Raw genomic sequence first — 20,928 nt, 5'->3', positions numbered from 1 at the left:
ACAACCTTGTTTTTAGTTGACATCAAAGCGATAAGAAAGAGGTGTTTCTTTGTCTTTGTTTTTTCGATAGAGCCAGTAATCAAGGACAGCAGCGATACAGATACAGATAGGCGCATTTTCTTCACAAGGGATATCAAGGACATAATAATCACCGGTAAAGAGGGTTGCTTTGTCCATTTCCATGATTGGTTCATTGAAATGCTGGATCTGATAACGATGGTTATAGATATCTCCTTGAACAGTCCAATGTAATCGGCGAATATAATAAAAATCTCCTGGCCAATTGAAAATCTTTTGCATCGTACCGACTTTTTCGAAATCTTTGTAAAGTTCAAAGCGTGTCCCAAATGTCAGACTGATTTGTTTGATATGAGCGACTAGATCTCCATTCATGGCATAAAGAGATAAAGCATCTCCTTTCGTTCCCCAGCGGCCGACCATCAAAAAAAGTGATTTGCCTTTTTCGTCTTTGACGATTGTCCGGGTCGCACGACTCAGCTGTTTTTCCTGAATGAAAAATTCTGACATATTTGTTCCCCACTTTCTTCAAACAACTATAGATTTTCGTTGATTGCGCGTAAGATGGCTTTGCCAACACCCGATTCAAGGTTCGTGTCTGTTAAGTATTTAGCGTAATCTTTGACTTCGATCTCTGCATTTCCCATAGCGAAACTAACGCCGGCGGTTTGCAACATGCTGACATCATTGAAATTATCACCGATCGTCATGACTTCATCTAAAGTAATCCCTCGTTCATGAGCGACATGAGCAACTGCGATTCCTTTTTGAGCATTTTTATGGTTGACTTCAAGATTATTTTGACCAGAAGAGGTCACTGCCAGTTCGCCTAAATTACTGATTTCTTTCCCTACAGGGCCTAAAATACGTGGACCTTCAGTATGGAAACAGATGATTTTTAGGACTTCAAGTTTATCATCAAGTAGTAATTCGCGAATGCTGTCAACATAAGTGATGTGTAAGAGTTCAAGATTAGCTGAAGCCATGGCGATCGCCATTTTGTATGTCAAATGGGGCATATGGGTCGCAATGGAAGAAGCAAAGCTTTCGATTCTTTTTGGTTGGCTTTCCGAATACAATCCTTGGTTTGTCGCTACCTCGTAATAAATACCATTTGCATCTAAAATATCCATGACTGTCATAGCTTGGGGACTTGGAATTGGTACTGTAAAAAGCGACTTACCGGATCTGTCAAAAACTTGCGCGCCATTCAAAGTGATCATCGCACAATCGATTCCTGCTTCATCTAAGGCTGCTCGTGCTTCTTGTGCGTTACGTCCAGTAGCGACCATAAATTCAATACCCAGCTCATTTGCCATGCGGATTACTTCAGTATTTTCTGTTGAGATACTCATATGTGCATCGAGTAAAGTGCCGTCCATATCAGAGGCAATTAATTTGATCATGTGATTACCGTTCCTTTCCTTTTCTCCCTCCTAGTTTAACATACTAATGCGAGATAAGATGGAAGATTTTGACTTGTTAACAAATAATTTGTGAGTTATTCTGGAAAATAGGAGGTGGGAAATTTGAAGAAAATCATCCACAATAGTTGGCAAGAAGTATTAGCTGATGAATTTGAAAAAGATTACTATCAGCAGTTGAGAATATTTTTAAAAAATGAGTACGCAACTCAAAAAATCCATCCGGATATGTATCATGTTTATGAAGCGTTAGAGCTGACTCCCTATGAAGAAGTCAAAGTCGTGATTCTAGGACAAGACCCTTATCATGGAGTAAATCAAGCGCATGGTCTTTCTTTTTCCGTACAACCAGGAGTAAAAACACCACCGTCTCTGGTCAATATCTACAAGGAATTGAAGAATGACTTAGGGATCGAACCAGTTTCTCATGGGAATTTAGTGACTTGGGCCAAACAAGGTGTGCTGCTGTTGAATACTGTACTAACTGTCAGAGAAGGGCAAGCTTATTCTCATCGCGGAAAAGGCTGGGAACAATTGACGGATGCGATCATTGAAAAGCTGAATGAACGAGACAAACCGATCGTATTTATTCTTTGGGGGAAACCTGCACAAGAAAAAATGAAAATGATCGATAAAAGTCGACACATTATAATAACAGCCCCACATCCAAGCCCATTATCGGCGCATCGTGGCTTTTTTGGTTCAAAACCATTTTCAAAAACGAATGATGCGTTGCTTGCTCTGGGTGAAACACCGATTGATTGGCAACTGCCTAAAACAGTGTAATGATACAGCGCTTTCCTGTTATAATGCAGTTTTTCCGGATTATGTGAAAAACTTAATTATTATCCATTATTTGACTGATACAGAAATTTAAAACTGTTCTTTTTTTTGATAATAGTGTATCATGGTAGTTAATAAAAATAACTGGGGGTCATCTTGTGGAATTGTTTGATAGTTTAAGATTTAAAATTGTACGTCGCGGCATCAAAATCGTGTTTCCAGAAGCAACGGATGCAAGAATTTTAGGAGCAGCAGCACGTTTAAAAGCAGAAGAATTAGTTGAACCGATTTTGATCGGCAGCAAAGAAGAAATTGAAGCAGCAGCAAATGCACGTGGTATCCAAACATCTAACTTCACGATCATCAATCCAAATGATTATGAAAAATGGGATGAAATGGTCGAAGCTTTTGTTGAACGCCGTAATGGAAAAGCAACAAAAGAACAAGCAGAAAAAATCTTAAAAGATGTCAATTACTTTGGAACAATGCTTACATATATGGGCATTGCTGATGGTATGGTTTCTGGAGCGATCCATTCAACCGGAGATACAGTACGTCCAGCACTACAAATCATCAAAACAAAACCAGGTGTAAGTCGTACAAGTGGTGCTATGATCATGGTTCGCGGTAGAGATCAAGAAAAATATGTCTTTTCTGACTGTGCGATCAACGTGAATCCAAACGCACAAGAATTAGCTGAAATTGCTGTGGAATCAGCAAAAACAGCTGAACTATTCGATATCGATCCAAAAATCGCATTGATGAGCTTTTCAACAAAAGGTTCTGCAGCAGCTCCTGAAGTAGATAAAGTGGTTGAAGCAACAAGAATCGCGAAAGAATTAGCGCCTCAATATACGATCGATGGAGAATTACAATTTGATGCTTCTTACGTTCCAGCAGTCGCACAATTAAAAGCCCCTGATTCTAAAGTGGCAGGTCAAGCAACAGTCTTTGTCTTCCCTGAATTACAATCAGGAAACATTGGCTACAAGATCGCTCAACGTTTTGGTAACTTTGAAGCAATCGGACCAATCTTACAAGGATTGAACAAACCAGTAAGTGACCTTTCTCGTGGTGCTAATGAAGAAGATGTCTACAAATTAGCAATCATTACAGGTGCACAAACATTATTAGATTAATCGAACAGTAGATCTAAAAAGAAAAGGGCTAGGGAGCTGAGGATTCCTGACTCTTTTCTTTTTTTTTGTTGGATTACACGTTATACTGACAAAAAAGAATGAGGAGAAATGATGATGATTGAATTAACAAGTGTGGCGATGACAGACCAATTAGCAGAAATCATTGGAAAAGTCGCTCATCCGGGAGATAATCTAGTGTTGACTGGCGATCTAGGTGCTGGTAAAACGACTTTGACAAAAGGAATTGCAAAAGGATTAGGCATCGTTCAAATGATCAAGAGTCCGACCTATACGATCATTCGGGAATATACACAAGGAAAAATGCCTTTATACCATATGGATATCTATCGTGTCGCTGCTAGCGGTGCTGATTTAGGATTAGATGAATATTTTGAAGGCGATGGACTTTCAGTCATTGAGTGGGGAAATCTATTAGAAGATGCTTTACCTGAAGATTATTTGGAACTGATTATTGAGAAAAGTGATACAGAATTAGAAAAAAGGTATGTGAAATTCCAATCATACGGGCCGAATAGTCAAGAGTTTGAAAAACGTATCTATGAAGCATGGGCGGCTTCTCATGGCTAATGATGTTGAACTGACGTTAAAAGAAGCGGAGAAATCAGATGCTCAAGGATTGTTAATGATGCTACGCCAAGCGAGACAAGAAACGGATTATTTTGTTGTTGAGGAGCGTTCACTCAATAAAAGTAAAGAGGTACTTGCAACTGAATTGTCTCGAATAAAAGAAAGTGCAGAACACTTATTATTTTTAGCCTGTGTCAAAAAACAGGTGGTAGGTGTTGTTTCTGTTGCTCCCAAACCTGACTTGCCCCGACATGGCGAAATAGGGATCAGTATCTTGAAAGAATATTGGGGAATGGGGTTAGGTACGATTCTTTTAGAGGAGGCAATCATTTGGGCTACAGAAAATGCACGATTTAGTACGTTGGTTCTTGACGTATTGGCGGACAATCAACGAGCCATCCATCTTTATCAAAAAATGGGATTTCAAGAGGAAACCCAAAGTGTTGACTCTTCGGGAAGACAAGGTCAATCATTAGCGATAATCAAGATGAAACGAACGATTGAGCATGAAATAAACTGATTTCAAAAACAAAGAACCTGAAAAGTAGTTGTCCACTTTTCAGGTTCTTTATTTATCATTATCGTTGATTCTTTCGTACGAGGGAATCAACTAATAGAAATGAAGAAGTAGCTTATTTTAGCTAGTTGAACTATTTCACTGTGACTAATTTTTTCAATGGGTCTGTCCCAAAATATTTTTCCTGATATAACAAGATTTCTGCACATGCTCGACTATCTTCTAACGCATCATGGTGATTTTTCAAGGTGATATCCAAATTTTCACAAACTGTATTCAAGCGATGATTTGGCATTTCTGGAAACAAGCGGCGACTTGTTTTGACGGTACACAATGAGAGATAGTTCGGTTGAGGCAACTGATAATAATCTAAACAACCAGCCAATACTTTTGTATCAAATGCGGCGTTATGCGCAACGACTAATCGGTTTTTTTGGAAATACTTTTCGATTTTCTGCCAAACATCTGGAAATTTAGGTGCCTGTTGGACATCTTCGGGTCGGATACCATGGATCTGGATGTTCCGCCAGAAAAATGGCGTTTCCGGTTGGATCAAGGTATAAAATTCATCGACAATCTGACTGTTCTCCACTTTGACAAGGGCTAAGGAACACGCACTATGAGATTGGTGGTTCGCAGTTTCAAAGTCCATCGCGATAAAATTCATTTTCAAATAAGCCTCCTTTAAAAAATAAACCATAACATAGATTTGTATGAAAAGAAATAGCTTTTTCAGACTATGTATCAAGTAAATATGGTGCCAGTGAAGGATCAAGGGAAGAAAATCGGGACAACCCAATTTCTTCCGTTGCTATCCTTACTATTCGATAATTAATTCGACAGGGCAGTGGTCACTACCTAGAATCGATGTATGGATTTTTGCATCAACCAAACGAGGTGTCAACTCTTCACTCGTCAAGAAATAGTCGATACGCCAACCTGCATTGTTTTTTCGAGCATTGAAACGATAACTCCACCAAGAATAGACACCTTCTAACTCTGGATAGAAGTAACGGAAAGTATCTACAAAACCATTATCAAGTAAATGAGACAATGCGTTTCGTTCTTCGATCGAGAAACCAGCACTTTTTTGATTCGTTTTCCAATTTTTCAAATCGATGTTCTCATGGGCAACATTTAGATCCCCACAAACGATCACCGGTTTTTGTTTTTTCAACTCTTCTAAATAATCATAAAAAGCAGATTCCCATTCTAAACGGTAATCGAGACGTTTCAATTCATTTTGTGAATTTGGTGTATAGCAAGTGACTAAGTAAAATTCAGGATATTCTAACGTGATCAATCGGCCTTCTTGATCATGGACATCAATGCCCATTCCATAAGAAACGTTCAATGCAGGTTCTTTGGCGAAGATCGCTGTACCTGAATAGCCTTTTTTGACTGCATAATTCCAATATTGATGGTAACCTGGTAAATCCAAGTCGATTTGACCTTCTTGTAGCTTTGTTTCTTGAAGACAGAAGAAATCTGCATCAAATTCCTCAAATGTTTCTAGAAAATTTTTGTTGACGATGGCTCTTAAACCATTGACATTCCACGAAATCAGTTTCAAAAAAACACGCTCCTTTTTCTATCAAGTCTGTGCGATTATATTGTACCTCATTTTTATTAAAAATAGTGTAAGATAAGAGTAATAACAGATAGCAGGAGGGAACCCATGAAAATTGGCGTAGTAGGAGTAGGTAACATTGCCGAAAAAGCATATTTACCCACATATGCAGAGAAACAAGGAATGGTTGATTTTTATTTTGCGACACGTAATCAGGTAACGAAAGAGCGTCTGAAGAAAACCTATGGATTTGCTCATTTGTATGAGTCGCTGGATGACTTAATTGAAGAGGAGATCGAAGCATGTATGATCCATGCGGCAACAAGCGTTCATTTTCAATTAGCTAAAAAATGTTTGGAACATAATATCCATGTATATATCGACAAGCCTTTAAGTGTCGACCTAAAAGAAATCCAAGAGTTACAAGAATTGGCAGAACAACATCAAGTGATTTTAATGGTGGGCTTCAACCGACGATTCGCCCCAATGGTCGAAGAATTAAAAGCGATTCCAGAAAAACGGTTGATCCAGTTACAAAAAAATCGCATTGCGGCAAAAGAAACAACTGCTTTTGTCATTTACGATCTGTTCTTGCATCTGGTGGACACGGCTGTTTATTTATTAGACGAACCAGTGATCAAAACAACTTCTCATATCCGAGAAAAGGAAGGATTTATGGAAGTAGCGATGTTGCAACTTGAAACTGCGAACCAAATGGCAATTGTAACGATGGATCTTGGAAGTGGTGCAAATACTGAAACCTATCAAGTAACGAGCAAACAAGGAACCTATGAATTGAGTGATCTGACAGAATTAGTCATCCGTAAACCAGATACGGTGGAAATAAAGAAATTTGGTGATTGGGAAACCACCCTGAGCAAACGTGGTTTTGTGCCAATGGTTGAACGATTTTTTGAAGAAATCCAACAACCGACGCCAAATAATGAAAAGTTAAAACAAACCAACATTTATGAGAGCCATGCACTTTGTGAGGAGATGTTGAATAATCTTTATCGTCATCAGCTTTGAGCAAAACTGGCAAGATTGTTTTAAGCGTGATAGAATGATGGGGACGTTTGAAAAGAAAGGAAAGTCCTCAGTGAATAAAGAAGATATCGTTAAAAAAAATCCAGAGTTGAATCTGTTGCTTGATGAACCGTTAAGTCATTATACATTTACCAAAACCGGTGGACCGGTAGATGTTTTAGCTTTTCCCAAAACCAAATCAGAAGTCAAACAGTTAGTTGACTATTGTCGAGAAAACCAAGTGCCATGGTTGGTATTAGGAAATGCAAGTAACTTGATCGTCCAAGATGGTGGGATACGCGGCGTGGTCATCATGTTGACAGAGATGAATCAGATCAGCGTTGAAGGCACGATGGTGATTGCAGAAGCAGGTGCGAAACTGATCGATACGACGTATGCAGCCTTAGCAGAATCTTTGACAGGATTCGAATTTGCCTGTGGGATTCCTGGAAGTATCGGCGGTGCAGTCTACATGAATGCAGGAGCTTACGGTGGGGAGATCAAGGACGTGTTTGCAGAAGTCGACTTATTATTAAGTGATGGGACGATCCAAACTCTGTCAAATGAAGAAATGGCCTTTTCTTATCGCCATAGTGAATTACAGAAGATGGAGGCTATCGTCTTAGAAGCTCGTTTCCAATTAACACCTGGTGATCATGAGATGATCAAAGGCCGGATGGACGAATTGACGGAATTGCGTGAAGCAAAACAACCATTGGAATACCCTTCATGCGGTAGTGTCTTCAAACGACCTGAAGGACACTTCACAGGACAACTGATCCAAGAAGCAGGCTTACAAGGCTTGAAATGGGGCGGCGCACAGATTTCAGAAAAACATGCCGGCTTTATCGTCAATATCGACCATGCAACAGCAACTGATTATACAGAGTTGATTGCCCATATCCAAGGGGTGATCAAAGAGAAGTTTGATGTCACATTAGAAACAGAAGTACGGATCATTGGTGAAAAAAGAAGCTAAAGGAAAGTAGGTGGCGTGATGTTAGATAAGCAATTGCCCTATGCAGAGATTTGGATGACACGCCCACTCAATGAAGAATTGCCTTCTTATCACTTGAATCAGCAGTATCACTTTGAAAAGTATCAACCAGGCGCAGAGCAGGATTGGGCAATCATTGAAACAGCAGTCGGTGAATTTGTCTCTGTGGAGGAAGCACTGGCTTACTTTGACCAAGCTTTTGCCCCTTATCCAGAAGAACTGGCAAAGCGCATGTATTTTGTGGTCAACGAACAAGGTGAACGCATTGCCACATGCACTGCTTGGTGGAAGCTTCGTGAGAAAGAATATCCGCTTTTTCATTGGTTAGCGGTCAAGCCAGAACATCAAGGAAAAGGGATCGCCAGAAGTTTGACGATCGAAGTGCTCCGTTGTTTTCAGCAAATAACGACACAAAGTCCAATCTATTTACACACACAGACATGGAGTCATCCAGCGATCAAACTTTATCAAAGTTTAGGTTTCACGTTCATCCCTGAGAAATTTGATGGTAGCGAAAATCCCGATTATGAAATGGTGATGGATATTTTATCATCGAAAATTAAAAAAGGCACCTAAAAAATAGGTGATGACAGAAGTATTCAGCTCCGAGAAATAAGCCGTGAAACCCGAAAATTGTTCTTCAAATTTTTGGGTTTCACGGCTTATTTTTGACGGAGTTGGCTTGCGAATACCGTATACACGATTTTAAGGATAGAAACAAAAAGGAATTTCATTTTTTTCCAAACGCTTCAAATTGCTTCAATGTTAGAGGATCATTAGGTTGATCGCTAAGTGGGAAATCCTTCACTAAGATATTAAAGTTATTAGTTCATATACCAATGTTATTTAAATATCAAGAAATAATGGGTCAACTTAGAAATAGGTTTGTGTGTATAATCATGTTAATAGAAAAGACAACAAATCCTCCAGATGATTTAGTAATAAGAGTCAATTAGATACCCGAGATAGTTGAATCACCCGTATTTATTTTTTTCTTCTAGAAAAAATGAAAGTTGAGTTGTCAAATCTATCTTGGAAATTTGAAAACAAACCGTTAAAAAACTCGTAATACTTAGATTTATCTGTCCTATTTAACAGAATTAGGCAGAAGTCGCCCATACTCTATAGGTGGGTGATGAATGCCGTTCGGTATGAGGGTTACCGTTGGTAACTCGAAGATCGACAACTAAGGCGTATTGCTTTTTTATTTTGTCTCATGTTAAAATCAGTCTATACAAGAAATGAGTTGATACAACATGGAATTAGACACAAATAACCATTCAGTATTCCTTCTTTATTATCACCTTGTTTTAGTAACGAAATATCGTAGACAAGTAATTGATAATGAAATATCTAACTACGCTAAAGCGACTTTTGAAAGAATCTCAGAATCGTATCACATCACTTTAGTTGAGTGGAATCATGATAAAGACCACGTTCATATTATGTTCAAAGCTCAACCAAAAACAGAATTGACAAAATTTATCAATGCCTATAAAAGTGCTAGTTCACGTTTGATAAAGCGCAATTATCCAAGAATCAAACAATTTCTTTGGAAAGAAATGTTCTGGTCAAAAAGTTTTTGTCTTTTGACAACTGGTGGAGCACCAATTGATGTGATTAAGAAATATATTCAAAATCAAGGAAACAATCATAAATAGAAAGCAGGCGAGCTTTATGGAGCGACTAAAAGCATATAAATTTAGAATCTATCCAACAGAAGAACAAGAAACCTTCTTTGCTAAGTCTTTTGGCTGTGTCCGTAAGGTCTACAATCTAATGCTTGATGACCGAATGAAAGCTTATAAAGAAACTAGGAAAAATTCCTCTAAAAAAATGAGTTTTCCAACGCCTGCAAAATATAAGCAAGATTTTCCGTTCTTGAAAGAAGTGGATAGTCTTGCTTTAGCAAATGCACAACTCAACCTAGATAAGGCGTATAAGAACTTCTTTCGCGATAAGTCCGCCGGATTTCCTCGTTTCAAAAGCAAGAAAAATCCAGTTCAAAGCTATACGACTAACAATCAAAATGGAACAATCGCTTTGATTGATAATCAATTTGTCAAACTTCCTAAGTTGAAGTCGTTAGTTAAAATTACGCTCCATAGACAACCTAAAGGTCTGATCAAATCCGCTACAATATCACGTCATTCTAGCGGTAAATATTATATTTCTTTATTGTGTAAAGAAGAAATAGCTGAGCTTCCTAAAACTAATTCCGCTATTGGAATTGACCTTGGTATAACTGATTTTGCAATCCTTTCTAATGGTCAAAAGATTGATAACAATAAATTCACGTCAAAAATGTCAAAAAAACTAAAACGTGAACAACGTAAGTTGTCAAGACGTGCATTATTAGCTAAACAAAAAGGTATCAATCTGTTTGAAGCTAGAAATTATCAAAAACAAAAACGTAAAATAGCACGACTACATGAAAAAGTAATGAATCAACGCAATGACTTTCTAAACAAGTTGAGCACAGAGATTATCAAAAATCACGATATGATCTGTATAGAAGACTTAAATACAAAAGGTATGTTGCGTAATCATAAACTAGCAAAAAGTATTTCGGATGTTTCATGGTCTAGTTTTGTGACTAGGTTACAATACAAAGCTGACTGGTACGGTCGAAAAATTATCGAAGTGGATAAGTGGTTCCCATCTAGTCAAATCTGTTCGAATTGTGGACACAAAGACGGCAAGAAATCTCTAGAAATTCGAGAATGGACTTGTCCTGTTTGTCATGTTCATCATGACCGAGATATCAATGCTAGTATCAATATTCTGACCGAAGGTCTAAGACTACATTCTATGGGATTAGCTTAGATCCAATCATCAAAAACCGTAGGAACTACGGGGATAGCTTGGTAAATAAGAGAAACCGCTGTGAGTAAAGAAATACGCTTGCAAGTATGCTCTATTCCCAAGAAGCTCCCACTTCAAGCGTTAAAAACCGGTAGGTTTAGCTAAGTGGTGAGTAGTTCACTAATCAGATACGTGTTTCATAGCGGAGAAATCGGTAATTAGTCAGAATGTGTCATGAATAATAGAGAAAGACAAACCCATTGTTTTCGTTTGTTATGACCTAAAATAATCGGGGCTGTGGTATTAGTCATTTCAAAACACCTAAAGTTGATAAACATACTATTCCATAAGCAAAATTTATTGACAACAAGGAGCTGAAAATAGGGAATTATTATCTGTTTTTTGTCGCTTATTTCTAGGTGTTGAACACTTCTATCTCAACCACGTTTACATAGTTAGCTAGCTATATCATTTTAGCGAAGGAGTGATCAAAATGCCACAAGATGATTTTAGAAGAGAAAGCGGTCTGTTCAACAACAAACGCAATGACGAAATGAATGAAAACCACGCGCAACAAGTTTTAAATTTTATCGCATCAAATTCTGGGCATACCTTAACAGAGCAAGGAATCCGACACCCAGTGGGATGGTTGTATACATGGATGACCTTGGGTGCGATCGTTCCACCAGTTGATCGTCTCACCCAAAGAAGTTCTCCTACGACAGCTTTCGAAGCAGACACCCGTATTGATCTGAGAAGTGAAGGGAATCAGACAAGGGTCCATTCCTTTCATTCAAGTTCAACTGTCAATCCTAACCTAATCCACCGCCGAAGCCAAGTACCCTTGATAGAGAATATCTCCCCCAGTTTCCTAGCTGATCCACAGATCGAACCGACCATCAATCCTACAAATAATTCTTCTACTCAAACCCTCCCTTTTTATCCGCACCAAAATTTAGTACTAAAACCCGATATTGCGGAAGTGGCTCATGAATTCAGCCTTTCTATTCATAAAATCGCGCATGATATCGAAGAACTGATGAATTGTACGGTCACGAAAAGAGCCACGCAAATGAAAAAATGGATTTTCTGGGGAGAAGATATTGAACAAACACAGTTAAGAACGGTTTGTAAAGTAGCCGTCGCAAAAGCAAAGAAAGAGAATGGAGAAAGACCAAGGCAAAGAAGTCAACACCAGCATTTTTCTTTTCACCGCATGCCAAATAACTCCACTCCAGAGGCCAATCAATTTAAAGCAAATGAAAAGCTTGAAAAGTTAAGAGAGATCTTTCAAGCTGCCGTTGAAAATAAGCAGAGTCAACATGGGAATACAACTGACAAAAAAAGTCAATCAATAGATAAAATGAGTAATGAAACAGACTATTTTTTGGCTGGATTAACCGAGACGTTTTCTCAATTTTTCCGTGAATACGAACATACGAATTATACGAAAGAACAGGTAGGAGCAAATGGTGGATCGGTGATGGCTCATTTTATTGACTTGTTGTTGCGTACTTTTTCTGTGGACTATGGGAAACATGGTCCAGATGAGCCTCAAACACGAAAGAATACGAACCTTCCAATGAAAACCCATCCCAATAATAATGTCCTTTCACATAAGACTTCCATAAAGAAAGTAAGTCAGAAAAAACAAGGAGAGAGATATCAGGAAAAAGCATCAAACCTAAAATCAGAAACACAACCTGTATTGAAATCAGAAGAAAGGCGTGTTTTGGCACAGATATATCAGTTGGCAAGTGACTTTTTAGGAAGGGCAGATAGATTTGTCCAGAAAACGGTAGGACTTCAATTTTTAGCAGCCGAAGCTAAATCCATTCCTACTGATCGACAAATGCAAAGCGATCATCCTGTTTCCAACGATCCAGATATGAAGTCTTATCAAGTATTGTCTAGGGAGACATTAATGAAATTAAATTATATCATTATGGCTTATCTTGATAATTCACCCTCACCAGAATCTACAGCTACCCAACTTGAACCGTTCTGGTATGATTATGAGGTCTATGAAAAGCGAGGCGAAATAGAAAAAGTTAATCAAGCGCTGACGCAATTTTTATGTGAGCAAAGTATCCCTTGTGAAGGGCTGTCTACACTTCAACTATTTAATGCACTAAAGAACTGGATAAGTAAAGCGGGAGAAAAAAATAAATTAGCTAGAAAACTACAAGTTGCACAATTGATTTTGAAGACTCTGGGATTACCCAGTCAAGGGTTATCCGATAAAAGAGGCGAAGAGATTATTATTCAATGGAGAAATAATAATATTTTTAAAGATTACACGTTTGCATTGCCACCAAAATTAACTGTAAAAGAAGAAGACAATCATGAAGCAACGAACCCTCCAATAAAAACGACTACTTCTTTACCACCAGTAGTGATTGATCCACAATTACAATCAACTGAAGAAATACCTCTAGAGACACGAATAAAATTACAAATGGTTTTTACGAAATACATGTATGGTCAAATGCTTGATGGGATGTTGAAGGGGCAGATACCAGAAAATTTACCACCTTTGTGGTATGATCGTGCGCTTTTTGAAAGGCGTGATGCAATTGACAAAGTGAATGATTCAGTGAATGTTTTTATCTGTCAAAAAAAACGACGGTGTTCAACTATGTCTGGGCAAGAATTGCTTCTTGAAGTACAACATTGGGAAAGAGTAGATGATGTGGAAACGGAGAGCAGTAAAAGAAAACAAGTTGCAGAGATTATTCTGCGTGTTTCAGGATTACCTCCTCGCAAATTGACCGATGAGACTGTAGCTAGCATTTTGATGCAATGGCGAAATAATAATCTTTTTAAAAATTATCAATTTAAATCTTTAGAAAAAGCACATACGGAAATACCTATATTCAATACTAGTCAATCCATGTTAACTACACCTACGAGAATAGCAAAAAAAGGAGATGGTGCAATTCTCCCTCAGTTGACAGTGCCAACAACACAACCAGTCGTAATGAACGATGCTAAGCGCCAAAAGAAAAAGGGAACATCTACGACAAAAGAAAATTCGGAATTTGATGAAAAAGCTTTTGGAGAACGGTTAAGTAAAGTGAATAGTATAATTGTTGCATTTTTTGAGGGGAAACCTTCTCCTGTACCAACTTCTGAGAAATTAGCACCTATGTGGTATGAACAGGAGTTATTCAATAAGATCAATCTAACGCAAAATGTCAATGATGCAATCAAAAAATTTCTATGTGAACAAAAAGTCCCCTGTGAGAATTTATCTCCCCTGCAGTTGATTCTTGCCACCCAAGAGTTTCTAAGAAGAGACGGAAAAGAGGTTGAATTAAGTAGAAACAAACAAGTTGCTGAAATTATCCTTAATTCTTCGGGACTAACAGGTCAAACGATCGCGGATACTCGTGCGACCGCTATCATATTGCAATGGCGAAACAATAATATTTTTAGAGACTACACTTTTTTTCCAGCCAAAGGACATGAGGAAGTAGAAATTTTAAACAATGATCTAATTGGAATCATCACTTCTGTTCGGCCGAATACCTATGGCTCACTCCCTGTGGATATCGTGACAACGGTGAACAACATGCATGTCGCTTATATGAAGAAATTGCCTTTACCCATTTCGATAGAGGAACCGCTTATTCCCTTATGGTACGACTATGAACTGTTTCAAGATCGGGAAAAAACAAAGAACGCCAATCAATTCGTGCAGAAATTTCTCTATAGTCAACAGTTTTTTAATGATGATCGATCGCCACAGGGAATCGTTCTGGCCGCACATGAATGGATAAATGATGGGCAGGTAGATTCAAAGATTTTAGAAAGGCAAAAACAACTTGTTCCGAACATTCTTGAGGGACACGGAATGGTGCGACAAAACCTAACTGCTGTCGAGGAAACAAATATTTATTTCCAATGGAAAACCAACAATATGTTAAGTAATTACCAATTTATTGAGCTTAAGCTACCAGTAGAGAAGGGAAAAGTGACAGAAACCAGTGAGATGAAAGTGATACCGTCCACTATGGAAGATTCTGATTTAGCATTAGTGCATACAATCGTTGTCGATATTGTCAAGAATGTTACTCCTGTGACCCATTATTCCGAGCCGTTACCAATTCTCTATTTTCATTTTGGCCTTTTTTTAAGACGAGATGAAACAAACATGGTGAATCAAAAATTGAAGGAATTTTTTTCTAAAGCAGGAATCGAGATCAAAGACACCACGAGCAATGAGTTAGAAAAAGCACAATTTCAATGGATTGAAAAAGGGGGAACAAGTGAAAGCAATAATACCTCTGAAAGAGAACAGTTTTTGGCCTATTTTATCGCAAAAGCATATGGTCTCACGGACATTCGATTTGGGGAATTTTGGTCCTCTATAAAAACACAGGAGATTTTTAATCAATGGAAGAGTAATACATTACTGGAAGGATATACTTTCAAAGAAATGAGTCCTGAGACGATTCATTATCAATTAGGGAAAATAGAAAATCCGAACGTCGTACGATTGAATTTACAAAATAAAGAAAGTAAGCAAATCTTTAGTGATTTCATCAATGATCGCTCGCCAACTATTTCTAAAACGCAGCCAATCAGTAAATTCTATCATCATCAGTTGATTTTCGATCAACGAGGAAAAACGCCTGAGGTGAATGAAGTTGTTAAAAAATTTTTGCAGGATCGTGGGATTTCTTTCAAACATCCTACTACAAGTGAATTAGTTCGACAATTACAAGTGTGGCTTCTTGAAGGACCCACGTACGAAGCGATTATCGAAAGAGAAATACAAATTGCAAGGATCATACAAGCGGAATATGGGAGCAGTGAAGAAGAGGTAACAGCAACAGACGCTCGCTATATTATACTTCAATGGGAGAATAATAATGCACAAATCGACTATACCTATAAAGAGAGCAGGGAATGGGATGCGATCGATATCAGTGAGATTGAAGCAACTGTTGTACAGCAAGAAAAGATTGACGCGTTTACTCGTGAAAATAATGCAGTTCTTATAACAGATATTGCTATCGAAGACCAAGGGGAGCGCATACTGGAACTGACAGAGCAACAAAAAGAGACCATACAGAAAAAAATCGTTTCTTTTTTAGCTGCGAGAGATATCGAGGTGGACATCACTAAGCCGAATGAGCTAATTTTAAAAACAGCAGAATGGGCAACGATAAAAGTGAACGATGAAGTGAAAATCAATAGCACTAAAGTGAACATGTTGGCAAATCTTATTCTTGGAAAAAATGCAGGTGCAGAGATTGCAGATGAAAAGGCAGAAGTGACCTTTAAAAACTGGTTATATGATATGGCTAGTGGCCTCTCTGTAACGCCTGCTGAACCAGCAAAAGAGGAGAAAACCTCCACAATAACAGTAACACCCGCAACAACAACATCCAAAATAGTAACGAGTACGCAATCCTCCATCATTAATGAGAACCAAAGGCCAAAGTATGCTGCACCTAATTGGCGTGATCCTAATTTGAAGGTCCAAGTAGCACAGTTTTTCCGTCAAGAAGGGGTATTAAAAGGGGATGCAACCCAAGCCAACATCCTCTTTGCAATGGGAACCTGGTTTACACAAGACGGAACAGGGATGGTTCTCAGTTATGACAAACTACAAAAATTTTCTAAAGTGATTTTAAACCAATTAAAACTTTACGGCGGTGGACAAGGAGAAAAAATTTCGGATAGAGCTGCGCGATCGACCATTATGAATTGGGTGTTTGAAAATGTACTAGATAGCTCGGTTGAGGTATATATGCTCAAGAAAATCCTCGATTCACCCGATCCATCCCAATTTACTATGGGCAGTCTCAGAAAGTTATTTGAAATTGACGAATTGAATGCAGAGACTAAGATTTTGGAAATCCCTGAAGAGGAACTCACAGTTGTTAAAAAATTATGGGTACTTTTTCTCAAAGAAGTGTTGCCTAATTATTTACTGGATGTAAGTATGTTACCAGATGAGACCCCTATCTCTAATTATAATTCCTTGATGCAACTTACAGGAACGAGGTTATTAGAAGATGCAGGAATTCGCACATCGTTCACTCAAGAAGAAATTCAAAAATTTGGTAGTCTATATTGGGAAAAAATCAGTAAAACTGGTGTGAAAAGGGTGGATGAATTACGTTATATTGTCACGCCCGCTATGTTAGCGGTTGCCCAGTTAAATCCAGATCTATTACTCAAAGCCTTGGAAGAAGGAAATTATCAAGAAGTTGCTGTGAACACTTTCTTGAATTATTGGAAAAATAGTTATTTTATTCTTACAGAAAGTTTGGAATCACTTTATGAAGCTTATGGCGGATATCAAAAAGAAGCAATCAATTGGCGTCGAAAACAGGTTTTAGCCAAAGAAGTAGCACAGTTATGCGCGCAATATGACAAAGATCGAGCAAAACTATATACTTCTTATGCGTTAGAACAAGACTATCTCTCTGGAGCACTGACTGCATGCCGTAACTATACGCCCCCGAATCTAGAAGAGTGGTATACGCGATTGACGAAAGCCGTGTCAGATGCCTATTATCCATTCGATCAAAAACTGATAGACTTTGCTCTGTTAAAGTTTAACGAAAAAGAGCAAGAGTTTATGTTCTCGCCTGAAACACAGATTTATGAGGCAACTGCCAAATTAAAACATGTCATGGAGGTTTCAACGATTCCCAGTGGATATCGTCTTCCACCTGACTTGATCATTGAACTTGAATTAGAGAACACCGATCTGTTTGTGGCAGTGAAAGGAAAGGAAGAACGTTGCTATGGCTTGAAGAAATTAGATAAATCTGGAGGTTATGTCTTCTATCGAGTAGATGACAAACCTATGTTATACCTCATAAACGGGTTGTTTAACCAGAAAGAGCATTTGCGTGGAGGCTACAAAGAGATAGAAAACGGCGTTCAGATTGGAAAACGTGAATTTTTGTTTTATAAATCTATCAATCGTGATAAACGACTATCTCAGGGAAAAGAAACACAGTCTTTCATTGAGGGATTAGCTAGTAAACATCGGGATAATCTATACCAAAATTTGTATCAATCAGGAAATGATCGTGCCATCAGTGATCAGGTGTTGGAGGTGCTTCAATCCATTATCCCGTTTTACGATTGTGTGATAGGGATCGGCAATCAAGATGCTTCAGTGGCAGTTCCTTCTTGCGTGCTTGATGCCCTTCTGTTGATTCCTTTCTTAGGGCAAGTCACTTCTCTTAACATGAAATTTGCTTTAGGGATGGCAAAAGCAATTGCGACCGGAGGGATCAGACAGGCGATTCGTCTAGGTGGGCAGTTTATTCCAAATTTTTCTGAATCTAAGTTGCTGCTAGCTCATCTAATACGGTACATTGATCCAGGAGTTGAACCAATAATTGATGGAGGAAAATTTATTCTCAAAGAGTTAGTAGCACTAAAAAATGAAATTTGGGTTGCAAATGACGTAAAAAAAATGCTAGAAAAAGCATCAAATTTGAATATACAACCTCCCGTGTTTCCTAAAGATGTGAGCATCGCTCGTTTGCCAGAGGATGGTTTAGAAGTTCCTGTAAAACACATGAAAGATGATATATATAGGATTGTGACGGATCTAACAACGGGTGATGTATACGGAAATGCGTTTAATTTGAGAGGTAATCAATTGGAAGTGATTTCTGATCCTGTGTCATTTACGCAGGAACAAAAAGCACTGATTACCCGTTTGTCGAAAGACATTAATCCAGAGCATGTTTTTTTAGAAGAACCAAATTTAAATCCTAGTGCGTATGGTAGTGGCACAGTATTGACAATCCCAGGTCGTGGACAAGAAACTAAGTATTTCATTGATATGAATGGGCAGACCGTTCCTGTAAGGGTTCGATCAGTTGAAAATCACAAAGTACGGTATGATGTGATTGATGGAGAGAATATTTATCCTGTGAACTGTAAAGGGAAAAAATGGTATTTTGAGGAAACGACTTCTCCTTCCATTCCGAAAGAATTGGCAGAGGATGTAATGAAAAAAATCGATGAATTTGATTCAATCAAGGATCCAAGTTTTATTTCTGCTCCAGATGAAAAAGGTCTGAGATGGAATCGGTGGGGGAAATCTTACATCAAAATTAATGATCATTACATTCCCTTGATATCAATACCTCAAGGAGAGAATAGGTATTACTTATTGAAAAAAGATGTCAACCAGTGGAAGACAGTTTTGTCTTATACGCCGGATACAGGAACATTTCGGCTAGAAACAATTGAAGAGAAGGTAATCTCGGACAATCGATTAAAAAGTAGAAGTTGGAAAGTCACCTTTCCAAAATTTGGCAATCAGAAACTGCCACCGTTTAAAAAAATGCCAAAGTCACCAGGGAAAGGTCAATACTGGAACGAATTGAGAAATACGATACCTGCGGAAACAAAGTATAAGAAGCCAGATACAAAAAAGAAAATCGATCGTATCAATGATAATATTCTAAATCCCATCTCTACTTTTATTCCTGAGCCGAAACCAGTTGTTTACAACAATCAAAAATGGAATAGAGACTTTATTCTGAAAACGATTATTGAAGAATTGCCAAAGGAACCGGCCATTGGCGTTCGAATATATTCCGGTCTTGACGCGAGTAAGAGTCCTGAGTTTCTTCAGCAATTTTTGATTGACTTGCGTAGAGACTTTGATAAATCGATCGATTATTATGACAAAGCAATCGAAGTGTTTGCGGAAGCATTGACAAGAGATAGAATCGCAGAGTCGAAAATAGGAACTTATCTGGTCAAATTTTTTCAGCTGGAGAGCGTACCCAATCAAGAGCCAATCTTATTAGAAAGTTTGAATAGATTGATCTCTGTCGTCCAAAAAGGAAGACAATTCCTCCAACAAACAGCGGATTGGGATTATGAAAATATTTTGGTCGTCTCCACTGATTTAGTTCGCCAAGGGGACTCACAAGAATTTCGTACATTATATAAGGAATATATAGAAACGAAGGCTGAGGTGTTTTCTTATGACCCAGAATGTCGAATGGTCATTTTCGCAGATGCTTTTCACTTAGATCCGAGTCTTGCGAAAGGGAAAGAAATAGGGGTAAACAAGGTGAGAGCATTACTTCATGAGACTAGTCATCTTAGTTCAGGAACAGTAGATCTCATGGCATATGCAACAACGAAGCTAGGTGTGGTAAAAACTGGGAAAATGATGGTGGATGAATATGTGAAAAATTTTGAGAGTATTTTGAACTCAGAAGGTTTCACAAGTCTTGTGGAAGAAATCGCTGAATTTCAAAACAAACCTGGATTAACAAAAGAGACAGTGTGGAATGAGCTAAAAAAAAATAATGTATTACGTGTGAATGTCCAAATATCGGATGCCGATATGATTGCAATGATCCTAAGAGACGCGGCGGAGGGAAGAGACTTCGATGGTGTAGTTCGTGTTGCTAGAGGCCTCGATGATGTGACACTAGGTAACGGTTTGTTATCAACGTTTTTAGCACTGGAATATGTACAAGATCATGGCTACTTTGACAAATATATCCAATTGAATCAGACGATGATCCAAGAACACACCACCACCATTCCTAGTCAAACGAATGTAACAGCTAAAGTAAGCGATCATCAATTAACAAACCTTAGAAAGAAAAGAGAGATAGATCAACCAGACTTCTTTACGAGAGGTCAATCAAAGAGAGCTCTCTCAAGTATTGAATCTACTATAGAAGAGCCTAATCGTGTAAAGCGATCGGTTTCAAATGATTCAAATGAGCGGACAGGTATGGAATCAGCCCCGCCATCAATGAAGCGAAGTTTCCTAAATCTTGTTGTCAGTAGTATAGAAAAAAGTACCATGGTCAATTCAGAGAGGAGCAATCAACAGGAAGTGAAACATCAGACTGTTCCAAATGAACGAACAGGCATAGAATCAGTCTCCTCGTCGATGAAGCGAAGTTTCCTAAATCTTGCTGTCACTAGTACAGAAAAAAGTGGCAGGGTCAATTCAGAGAGGAGCAGCCGACAGGAAAAGAAACATCAGCCAAAATTAGTTTTACAACTTTAACAAGCAATTTGTGTAGTAGGAAAAAATG

General features: G+C 38.3%; 14 protein-coding genes. 10 read left to right on the top strand and 4 right to left on the bottom strand.

All coding sequences use genetic code 11. The features are described 5' to 3' along the window. Nucleotides 1-12 precede the first annotated feature (12 nt). Nucleotides 13-528 (bottom strand): LURP-one-related/scramblase family protein, encoded by a 516-nt coding sequence (locus tag IGJ39_RS10565; RefSeq protein ID WP_010734759.1) that lies wholly within the window; start codon nucleotides 526-528, stop codon nucleotides 13-15. Nucleotides 529-554: 26 nt separating this feature from the next. Then, on the bottom strand, nucleotides 555-1,424 hold the full coding sequence (locus IGJ39_RS10560; RefSeq protein ID WP_438764644.1) for a Cof-type HAD-IIB family hydrolase: 870 nt from the start codon (nucleotides 1,422-1,424) through the stop codon (nucleotides 555-557). 123 nt (nucleotides 1,425-1,547) lie between these two features. Between IGJ39_RS10560 and IGJ39_RS10555 the strand changes: the two genes are divergently transcribed. The 4 genes from IGJ39_RS10555 to IGJ39_RS10540 all read left to right on the top strand — a co-directional run bounded on the left by IGJ39_RS10555 (nucleotide 1,548) and on the right by IGJ39_RS10540 (nucleotide 4,472). Continuing rightward, nucleotides 1,548-2,228: a uracil-DNA glycosylase gene (locus tag IGJ39_RS10555; protein WP_023520109.1), complete on the top strand. Its 681-nt coding sequence runs from the start codon at nucleotides 1,548-1,550 to the stop codon at nucleotides 2,226-2,228. A 155-nt stretch (nucleotides 2,229-2,383) separates the two neighbouring features. Then, a complete protein-coding gene (pta, locus tag IGJ39_RS10550; protein ID WP_010734762.1) occupies nucleotides 2,384-3,364 on the top strand; it encodes a phosphate acetyltransferase in 981 nt (326 codons plus the stop codon). 114 nt (nucleotides 3,365-3,478) lie between these two features. Then, nucleotides 3,479-3,952: a tRNA (adenosine(37)-N6)-threonylcarbamoyltransferase complex ATPase subunit type 1 TsaE gene (gene tsaE, locus IGJ39_RS10545; RefSeq protein ID WP_108146044.1), complete on the top strand. Its 474-nt coding sequence runs from the start codon at nucleotides 3,479-3,481 to the stop codon at nucleotides 3,950-3,952. After that, a complete protein-coding gene (locus IGJ39_RS10540; protein WP_438764642.1) occupies nucleotides 3,945-4,472 on the top strand; it encodes a GNAT family N-acetyltransferase in 528 nt (175 codons plus the stop codon). The genes tsaE and IGJ39_RS10540 overlap by 8 nt, the downstream gene beginning before the upstream one ends. A 130-nt stretch (nucleotides 4,473-4,602) precedes the next feature. Here IGJ39_RS10540 and IGJ39_RS10535 read toward each other — a convergent pair whose 3' ends face one another. Further along, nucleotides 4,603-5,136, bottom strand: a complete 534-nt coding sequence (locus tag IGJ39_RS10535; protein WP_010734765.1) for a 3'-5' exonuclease — start codon at nucleotides 5,134-5,136, stop codon at nucleotides 4,603-4,605. 153 nt (nucleotides 5,137-5,289) lie between these two features. Then, nucleotides 5,290-6,042 (bottom strand): exodeoxyribonuclease III, encoded by a 753-nt coding sequence (locus IGJ39_RS10530; protein ID WP_438764640.1) that lies wholly within the window; start codon nucleotides 6,040-6,042, stop codon nucleotides 5,290-5,292. Between the two features lie 105 nt (nucleotides 6,043-6,147). Here IGJ39_RS10530 and IGJ39_RS10525 point away from each other — a divergent pair, with 105 nt between their 5' ends. The 6 genes from IGJ39_RS10525 (at nucleotide 6,148) to IGJ39_RS10500 (ending at nucleotide 20,900) form a co-directional block, all read left to right on the top strand. After that, a complete protein-coding gene (locus IGJ39_RS10525) occupies nucleotides 6,148-7,068 on the top strand; it encodes a Gfo/Idh/MocA family protein (RefSeq protein WP_066026227.1) in 921 nt (306 codons plus the stop codon). A gap of 70 nt (nucleotides 7,069-7,138) precedes the next feature. Further along, a complete protein-coding gene (gene murB, locus IGJ39_RS10520; RefSeq protein ID WP_410300528.1) occupies nucleotides 7,139-8,044 on the top strand; it encodes a UDP-N-acetylmuramate dehydrogenase in 906 nt (301 codons plus the stop codon). An 18-nt stretch (nucleotides 8,045-8,062) separates the two neighbouring features. Further along, complete coding sequence (locus tag IGJ39_RS10515; protein WP_438764637.1) at nucleotides 8,063-8,638, top strand: GNAT family N-acetyltransferase; 576 nt, start codon at nucleotides 8,063-8,065, stop codon at nucleotides 8,636-8,638. 680 nt (nucleotides 8,639-9,318) lie between these two features. After that, nucleotides 9,319-9,723, top strand: coding sequence for an IS200/IS605 family transposase (gene tnpA, locus IGJ39_RS10510; RefSeq protein ID WP_019724606.1), 405 nt, complete (start codon nucleotides 9,319-9,321; stop codon nucleotides 9,721-9,723). 16 nt (nucleotides 9,724-9,739) lie between these two features. Next, the gene (gene tnpB / locus IGJ39_RS10505; protein WP_077152109.1) at nucleotides 9,740-10,888 is read left to right on the top strand and encodes an IS200/IS605 family element RNA-guided endonuclease TnpB; all 1,149 of its coding nucleotides are present in this window, start codon (nucleotides 9,740-9,742) and stop codon (nucleotides 10,886-10,888) included. Between the two features lie 472 nt (nucleotides 10,889-11,360). Continuing rightward, nucleotides 11,361-20,900: a QWxxN domain gene (locus IGJ39_RS10500; protein ID WP_438764635.1), complete on the top strand. Its 9,540-nt coding sequence runs from the start codon at nucleotides 11,361-11,363 to the stop codon at nucleotides 20,898-20,900. Nucleotides 20,901-20,928: the final 28 nt, after the last annotated feature.

Source organism: Enterococcus sp. AZ140 (assembly GCF_051714405.1).
GTDB lineage: Bacteria > Bacillota > Bacilli > Lactobacillales > Enterococcaceae > Enterococcus_B > Enterococcus_B pernyi.
This window is presented reverse-complemented; position numbering and strand designations above follow the sequence as displayed.